This window comes from Streptomyces sp. NPDC001156, assembly GCF_053598275.1.
In genome coordinates this window covers 1-7302 of record NZ_JBSFJX010000312.1, presented here as the reverse complement: position 1 = coordinate 7302, position 7302 = coordinate 1, and the positions used below count along the sequence as shown (strand labels likewise).

Annotated in this window: 7 protein-coding genes and 1 pseudogene; 3 read left to right on the top strand and 5 right to left on the bottom strand. The window is 68.0% G+C overall.

The window, feature by feature from the left end; genetic code table 11:
• Positions 1-116 precede the first annotated feature (116 nt).
• On the top strand, positions 117-584 hold the full coding sequence (locus ACWDA7_RS48695) for a hypothetical protein (RefSeq protein WP_450614119.1): 468 nt from the start codon (positions 117-119) through the stop codon (positions 582-584).
• 279 nt (positions 585-863) lie between these two features.
• Here ACWDA7_RS48695 and ACWDA7_RS48690 read toward each other — a convergent pair whose 3' ends face one another.
• Positions 864-1718 (bottom strand): ABC transporter permease, encoded by an 855-nt coding sequence (locus ACWDA7_RS48690; RefSeq protein ID WP_450614117.1) that lies wholly within the window; start codon positions 1716-1718, stop codon positions 864-866.
• Positions 1715-2635, bottom strand: coding sequence for an ABC transporter ATP-binding protein (locus ACWDA7_RS48685; RefSeq protein WP_450614115.1), 921 nt, complete (start codon positions 2633-2635; stop codon positions 1715-1717). Before ACWDA7_RS48685 ends, ACWDA7_RS48690 begins: the two co-directional genes overlap by 4 nt.
• 225 nt (positions 2636-2860) lie before the next feature.
• Here ACWDA7_RS48685 and ACWDA7_RS48680 point away from each other — a divergent pair, with 225 nt between their 5' ends.
• Together ACWDA7_RS48680 and ACWDA7_RS48675 are read left to right on the top strand one after the other, a co-directional pair.
• Positions 2861-4015: a histidine kinase gene (locus tag ACWDA7_RS48680; protein WP_450614113.1), complete on the top strand. Its 1155-nt coding sequence runs from the start codon at positions 2861-2863 to the stop codon at positions 4013-4015.
• Entirely contained in the window at positions 4012-4674 is a 663-nt protein-coding gene (locus ACWDA7_RS48675; RefSeq protein ID WP_450614111.1) for a response regulator, read from the top strand. Before ACWDA7_RS48680 ends, ACWDA7_RS48675 begins: the two co-directional genes overlap by 4 nt.
• Before the next feature lie 185 nt (positions 4675-4859).
• Here ACWDA7_RS48675 and ACWDA7_RS48670 read toward each other — a convergent pair.
• The 3 genes and pseudogenes from ACWDA7_RS48670 to ACWDA7_RS48660 all read right to left on the bottom strand — a co-directional run.
• Positions 4860-5051: pseudogene (locus tag ACWDA7_RS48670) on the bottom strand (helix-turn-helix domain-containing protein); the annotation flags it as partial.
• A 311-nt stretch (positions 5052-5362) separates the two neighbouring features.
• Complete coding sequence (locus ACWDA7_RS48665) at positions 5363-6598, bottom strand: MFS transporter (protein WP_450614109.1); 1236 nt, start codon at positions 6596-6598, stop codon at positions 5363-5365.
• 6 nt (positions 6599-6604) lie between these two features.
• Positions 6605-7302, bottom strand: a 698-nt coding sequence (locus ACWDA7_RS48660; RefSeq protein WP_450614107.1) for an IS3 family transposase, incomplete at its 5' end; no start/stop codon positions are given.

Below are 7302 nucleotides of genomic sequence, written 5' to 3'. Positions count from 1 at the left end.
TCTCCACCGAAGTCACCCGCCCGTCACCAGCATGAGTACCCCGGAGCCGACGCACACCAGCCCCGCGACCTGCTACTTCACGATGCACACCACTCAGTGGACTGCACGTCGGAGCGATGTGGCTGTGGCAGGACGTTGATCACTTCGCATTCCACCTCAGTGAGCGCCTGAGTGGTACCGAGGACTACCGCAGTGATGAGCAGTTCGCGTCGGTCGCCCAAGATCTCGCACTTCGGGCAGAGACACAGGTGCAGAAGCTCCGACGCCAACTCCCGGATGTCCAGTCGGTAGCGAGGTACTTGGCTGCCCAACCGGTGAGGCGCGGGTGGTTCTGGGAGCCGTGGCACGCCGGGGTCGCGGCAGCGCTCGTCGGTGACGTTGCCGTGGCGCAGGAGCGATTCGCCACGGTCCTCGAGGAGGAGCCCGTCGCCCCTTGGATGGAGAGTGCTCAGCAGACCGCGCGGGAACTGAGGGGCATGGTGCGCGACAGGAGCGCCATCAGGGCTTGGGCGCTGAGCAGCATCGCCTCGTGCCGACAAAGGCTGCGCCTCCCCGGCTCCGACAAAGAGCTGTTGATCACGTGACGGCTGATCCCCGGGAGAATCGAGCTCGGCCGCCGGTGGAGGCGAGAGGCCGGCGCCGCCCCGGGGCCGTAGAGGCACAGCCAGAACAGCGCTTCTTCACCGGTGCGGCCCGCCCAGGGCCGCCGCCAGGTTGCCCTCGGCATCGCGTCCTGGCCTCGGCAGCCTGTCCAGCCTGGCGCTGCGCCGCCTGCCTTTCTCCGCAACTGTCCTTGTCCACGCCGTCGTGCCCAACCAGCCACCCCCTGAGACGGCGGTCCGCCCGGAGATGCCCAGTACGGTTCACACGTCGCGGCGCCGCACGACGACCACCGCGAGCAGGACCGCGACGAGCGGCCATAGCGCGTACACGATCCAACAGCCGGCGACAGTGGCGGTGTAGCCGAGCGAATGGGGATCCGGCGGCCAGTTCTGGACCAGGCGCTTCCAGGCGCTGGCGACCATCGCATGGTTGACGTCGGCGGACCAGTGCTTGTCCTGGGAGAAGATGGTGGGCAGCATCACCAATGTGAAGACGCTGGTGACCATGGTCGCGGCACTGTGGCGGATCAGGACGCCGAGGCCCAGGCCGACCAGTGCGCAGACGGGGGCCAGCAGCGCGGATGCCGCGAAAGCCCGGAACACTCCGGGGTGGGTGATGGGGACGCCTATGTGCCGCCCGTTCAGGATGGCCTGGGAGACCAGGAAGGAGCCGGTGGCGATGACCGTGCCGGCTGCGGCCCACACGCCGGCGGTGACGACCGCTTTGGCCAACATCACTGAACCGCGAGCAGGTACGGCCACGGTGGTGGTGCGGATCAGGCCGCTGCTGTATTCGCTGGTGATGGTGATGGCGCCGAGGCTGCCTGCGATGAGGATCAGCGTCATGTAGCCGGCAGGCGGATAGGCGTCGAAGGGCAGGAAGCCGGGAGGCTGCCGCGTGCTCGCGCCGGGGCCCCCGAAGTTCTTGTAGTCCGCCGATGCTGCCACGGCTGCGGACCCGATGACGAACAGGCTGGTGAGTGCGATCGTCCACGGAGTGGAGCGCAGGGACCTCATCTTGATCCACTCGGCGGCCAGGACGTCGCGGAAGCGGATCGGCGGCTCGGTGAGGGGCGCGTGCGAGGTGGTCGAGGGTAGGGAGGTGGTCGTAGTCATCGAGGGTGTCCTGCCAGGTATTCAATGCTGTCGGCGGTGAGTTGCATGAACGCTTCCTCCAGTGAGGCGGTACGGGTGGTCAGCTCGTTCAGCACGATCTGGTTCTCGAAAGCAAGCGCGCCGATCCGCTCCGCGGGCAGCCCGGTCACGGCGAGCTTCGCGGTGCCGGTCGAGGCTTGTGGCTCGACCGCTGCGCCTGCGGCGGTCAGCACCGCTGCCAGTGCGGCAGCCTGCGGGCTGCCGACCACGACACTGCGGCAACCGCTACGGGCCGCGAAGTCCCCTACAGACTCAGCCGCGATGAGCCGGCCACGGCCGATGACGACGAGTTGGTCGGCGGTGTTCTCCATCTCCGACATCAGATGGCTGGAGAGGAAGACGGTGCGCCCCTCGGCGGCCAGCCGCCGGAACAGGCGGCGCACCCAGAAAACGCCCTCCGGATCCATTCCGTTGATCGGCTCGTCGAACATCAGCACGGGCGGATCGCCGAGCAGCGCGGTGGCGATACCGAGCCGCTGCTTCATGCCGAGCGAGAACCCGCCGATGCGGCGGCTCGCCACCTCGGCGAGCCCTACCTCCTGAAGGACCTCGTCGACCCGGCGCAGCGGGATGCCGTTGCTGCGCGCCAGGGCTGACAGGTGAGCGGTGGCGCTGCGGCCGCCGTGGACCTGGGTGGCATCCAGGAGAGCGCCGACGTGCCGCAGTCCACGGGGGTGGGTGCCGAAGGGCACGCCGCTGACGGTGGCGGCACCGGACGTAGGCGCGTCCAGGCCCAGGATCATCCGCAGAGTGGTCGTCTTACCGGCTCCGTTGGGGCCTAGGAATCCAGTGACTTGACCTGGCCGCACCGTGAAGGACAGCTGATCGACGGCGGTCTTGCTGCCGTAGCGCTTGGTGAGTTCGTTGGCTTCGATCACACGGTCAACTCTGTCGGGAAGTCCCCGACGGGGCATGGGGCAGTGGACGGCAATCGCGCCGCGGGATTAGCCCGCGGGCGTACGTCCCGGGGCCGATGCCGTGCAGGTAGCGACTGGTTAGTCTCACGCCATGGACGACTCAATGACCTCTCCGTCGCCTGCCGGCGTTCCGCATCGCAATCCTCCTCTGGAAAAGGCACACCGACGGTGACCAGGACGAAAGTCATGGCCTGGGTCGGGGGTTTCTTGTACCTCTTCCTCCTGCTTCTGCTGCTTGGGGGCGCGCCGCGGGCTTCGGGCACGGTGCATGCGGTGGGGTCGCTGCTGGCTGCGAGTCTGCTCGTCGGTGTGCTGCGACGGATGCCGCTGCTGGCTCTGGGTATGACGCTCTTCGGCGCCACCGCCGTGGTGGCGGTGTTTCCACCCCGCCACGTGCATACGAGCCTGGCGGTTTCGTATCAGGGCGAGTTCCTGTCGTTTCTGGCAGTGGACCTTGTCCTGGGCTTCATCGTCGCCACCCGCACGCGGCGAGCCTCGATCGTCGCCGTCGCCGTGTGCTTCACCGTGCAACTCCTGCTGATCGGCGGTTTCGCGCACGGGGACAACCTGACGGTGAACGGCGTGATCGCCCTCCTCGCGATGGCCGCATCGTGCATGGTCGGCCTGCTCAGCCGCGAACGTCGCGACCACGCGGTGGCTCTGCGCGCGCAGGAGGTTGCGGAGGCCGTGACCGCCGAACGGCTGCGGATCGCAAGGGAGTTGCACGACATGATCGCCCACAGCATCGGCATTATTGCCATCCAAGCCGGGGTGGGCAGCCGGGTCATCCAGACACAGCCTGCGGAGGCCCGCGAAGCCCTGCGAGCCATCGAGGCCACCAGCAGAGAGACCTTGTCGGGCCTTCGCCGCACCCTGGTGGCTCTACGTCAGGCCGACCCGGAGTCAGCGGCATCGGCGCAGGCTCTCGCGCCCTCGCCGGGACTGGCGGACATCGAGCGGCTCACGGCGGCGACCGCGGATGCGGGGGTACGCGTCGACGTGCGCCTCAGCGGGGAGCAGCGGCCGTTGCCGGCCGACATCGACCTGTCCGCCTACCGTATCGTGCAGGAGGCGCTCACCAACGTGGTCCGTCACGCGAGCGCGGGGCATTGCCGGGTGGCCATCGACTACGGGGACGAGGAGCTGTCCGTGGAGGTCGTCGATGACGGGCGCGGCGCCAAGAACGGCTTGGCTCATGGCTTCGGTCTCGTGGGCATGCGGGAGCGTGTGGGCCTGTTGCACGGCCAACTCGTCGCCGGACCACGTCCCGAGGGCGGCTTCCGGGTGGCGGCGACGCTGCCGCTGCCCCAACCCGTCGGAGTTCCGGCGGAGGCCCGATGACAGTCCGCATCATCCTCGCCGACGACCAGCCATTGGTGCGCTCCGGTCTGCGGGTGCTCATGGCCGACTGCCCCGACCTCGAGGTCGTCGGAGAGGCCGCCACGGGCGCCGAGGCCGTCCAACTGGTCAGCGACATGAGCCCCGACGTCGCGGTGATGGACATCAGGATGCCCGGCATGGACGGGATCGAGGCCACGCGCCGGATCACCGCCGGCCCGGCAAAGACCCGTGTCCTCATGCTGACCACCTTCGACGAGGACGACCACGTCTACGGCGCGCTCCGGTCCGGCGCGAGCGGCTTCGTGGTGAAGGACATGGCACTGGACGACATCCTCGCGGCGATCCGCGTGGTCGCTGCCGGCGACGCGCTCATCGCGCCAAGTGTGACGCGCCGTCTGATCGCGGATTTCGTCAGGCGCCCTGCCGATCCCCCAGAGCGCTCTCCACGGCCGGTCGAGGGCCTCACTGAGCGGGAGCGGGAAGTGCTGACCTTGGTCGGACGCGGCCGGTCGAACAGCGAGATCGCGGAGGATCTCTTCATCTCGGTGGCCACCGCCAAGTCGCACGTGTCACGCCTGTTCACCAAACTGGGCGCCCGGGACCGGGTTCAGCTCGTGATCACCGCCTATGAGATGGGGCTGGTAGGACCGCCGCGCTGAGCACGTTCGTGGGTTCAACGAGGCTCTGGGAGCCCCGTGTTCGCCCCGCATGAGCAGACTGCGGCGCTTCATGTGTGCGGAGTATCAGCACTGGTTTTCGCAGTGAAGGCCAGGCGCCGGGCGTCTCAGTAGAGGCCCGGACTGGCAATTGACCGCCGGTGAGCCGAAGGGCTCCTTCCCATGGCTCAGGGGAGTTGGTGGTGTTGTCGGCTGTCGTTCAGGCCGGGTTGAGGTCGCGAGCGGAAGGTGCGGCGGTAGCTGTCGGGAGGCACGCCGACCGTGCGGTTGAAGTGCCGGCGCAGCGTTGTGGCGGTGCCGAAGCCGGTGGCCGCAGCAATGGTGTCGACGGTGTCGTCGGTGGTTTCCAGCAGCTCCTGGCCCGTTACCCGTACTGGTCGGCCCGGGACTGTCTGCCGCGCTGTTGGACTCGCTGTCTGTACGGGCATCGCGGCTGCGCACCGCCACATACATGCTGTTGCTGCTGGTCACGCTTCCACTGTGCGGTGGCCGCCCTCGGGTGCTGGCGGGAAACGGACATCGCATGCCTGAGGCCAGGCGTGTCAGCTGTGACGGGTTAGTCGCGTCTGCGTCCGCTGGGCGCCGCGAAGGCGGCCGACGACAGCGCAGGCGATGTCTGAAGGAGCGGGAGGGAGGGGGCGAGCAATCCCTCTTCTCCCTCCCCTCAACATCACGTCGTGACGCTCGCGTTGTGTCGTGAAGTGTCTTCCTCAGGTTGCCGCTTCAGGACTCCTCGCCCACCCGTACGGTCCATCGCGCGCCATTCCGGCCGCAGTCCAGTCAGGTTCGTGGTGAGGAAGTATGCGGCCCCGCATGCGAGCAGCACCGGCATAAGTCCGGCAGAGGCCACCGCCGCCCCAGCGATGAGTCCACCCAGAGGAATACCGGCCCAGGCCAGTGAGTCACCGAGCGCGTTGACGCGGCCCAGCATCCGGCGCGGCACCCGTTCGAAGAGGATGGCTCCCAGCACCGGGTTGAGGAAGCCCGCACCGAACCCACTGACCGCGAAGACGCCCAGTACCGCCCCCAACGGGGCATCGGAGGCGAGGATCAGGAATCTCGGTGCCCCGGCCAACAGGAATCCGGCGAAGAACACCACTCTGCGCGGCAGTCGGTGCGCCGCCACCGCAGCGAGGAGGCTCCCGGCAACGGCCGCGGCCCCCATCACACTGCCCATCACTCCGATCGCGGTCGGCCCGTTGCCGGACTCTCTGGCCCAGACGGGCATGAGCACCGTGCCGAACGATGCGTCCAGCAGGTTGGTGATCCCCACCATGACGATGACGGTGAGCAACAACGGCTCGCCCCGCAGGAAGGTGAAGCCCTCGCCGAATCGCCGCCAGTAGCCCGGTTCCGTCTCCCCGGCCTGCGATGAGGCTTCCTCGGCTGCGTGCCCCATGCCGCGAGGCAGTGCCAGTCCGATGATCACCGATCCGAGAGCAAGGCAGCCTGCATTCATGACAAGCCCCGTCAAGGGGCCGACCAGCCCCACCAGTGCGCCGCCGGCCGCCGGGCCGATGGTGGACGCGAGCCGTTCGGTCACGCCGGTCAGACCGGTGGCCCGCTCCAGCAGTACCCCACTGCGATCGGCCGCTTCCGGGACCATGACCCCCTTGGCCAGATCGCCGGGTCCGCGGACTGCACCGATCACCGCGACCAAGGCCAGCAGGAGCGGAAAGGACAATAGGTGCAAGGCGTGGCACAGGGGCACCGCGGCGGCGGCGATTGCGCTGGCCAGATCCGTGGTCCAGGAAACGGCCCGTGGGCCGATCCGGTCCACCAGGGGGCCGGTGAAGGCCTTGACCACCACGTACGGAGCCATCTCGCAGAAGGCGACCAACCCGGTCTGGGTGGCGCTTCCAGTGGTGACGAGCACGAACTGAGGCGTCCCCCGGAGTGTGGACACAGGGGCTCATGCCGCGATCGATAGCTTATCTGCTCGCAGATGCTGCTGTTCGAACTCCACAGGCGAGAGGTAGTTGAGGGCGCTGTGACGCCTGCGGACGTTGTAGTACGTCAGCCACTGGAAAATCTCCAACCTCGCCTGCCGCACCGTCGAGAACAGCCTCTGGTGCATCGTCTCCCTCTTGAGTCCCTGCCAGAAACTCTCGGCGAGGGCATTGTCGTAACTCGAGCCGACCCGGCCCATGCTCCTGCGGATCCTGAAGCCGTCGCAGACCTGCGCGAACGCGGCAGCGGTGTACTGCGAGCCGCGGTCCGCATGAAAGATGACCCCATCCACGCTGCCACCGCGGGTGGCTACGGCCATCTTGAGGGCGTCGGTGACCAGTTCAGTGCGCATAGGGGTAGCCATTGACCAGCCGAGCACCCGACGTGAGCAGATGTCCAGGACGCACGCGAGATACAGCCACGCGCCGCCGACCTGCACATACGTGATGTCACCGCACCACTTCTCGTTCAACTTCCCAGCATGGAAGTCGCGTTGAACGAGATCGGGGGCGGGTGGTGCGAGCCGGTCCGGGACCGTGGTGCGCTTGCGGCGCCGCAGATGCAAGCCCTGAAGGCCGTGCTTGCGCATGAGGCGCTCGACGCGCTTGCGGTTCACGGTGTGTCCGAAGCCTCGCAGCTCGGCGTGCACGCGCCGCACTC

Excerpts from the sequence above, each read along its gene's own strand:
- ACWDA7_RS48695 (WP_450614119.1), top strand. The coding sequence starts at position 117 with ATGTGGCTGTGGCAGGACGTTGATCACTTCGCATTCCACCTCAGTGAG.
- ACWDA7_RS48690 (WP_450614117.1), bottom strand. The coding sequence starts at position 1,718 with ATGACTACGACCACCTCCCTACCCTCGACCACCTCGCACGCGCCCCTC.
- ACWDA7_RS48680 (WP_450614113.1), top strand. The coding sequence starts at position 2,861 with ATGGCCTGGGTCGGGGGTTTCTTGTACCTCTTCCTCCTGCTTCTGCTG.
- ACWDA7_RS48675 (WP_450614111.1), top strand. The coding sequence starts at position 4,012 with ATGACAGTCCGCATCATCCTCGCCGACGACCAGCCATTGGTGCGCTCC.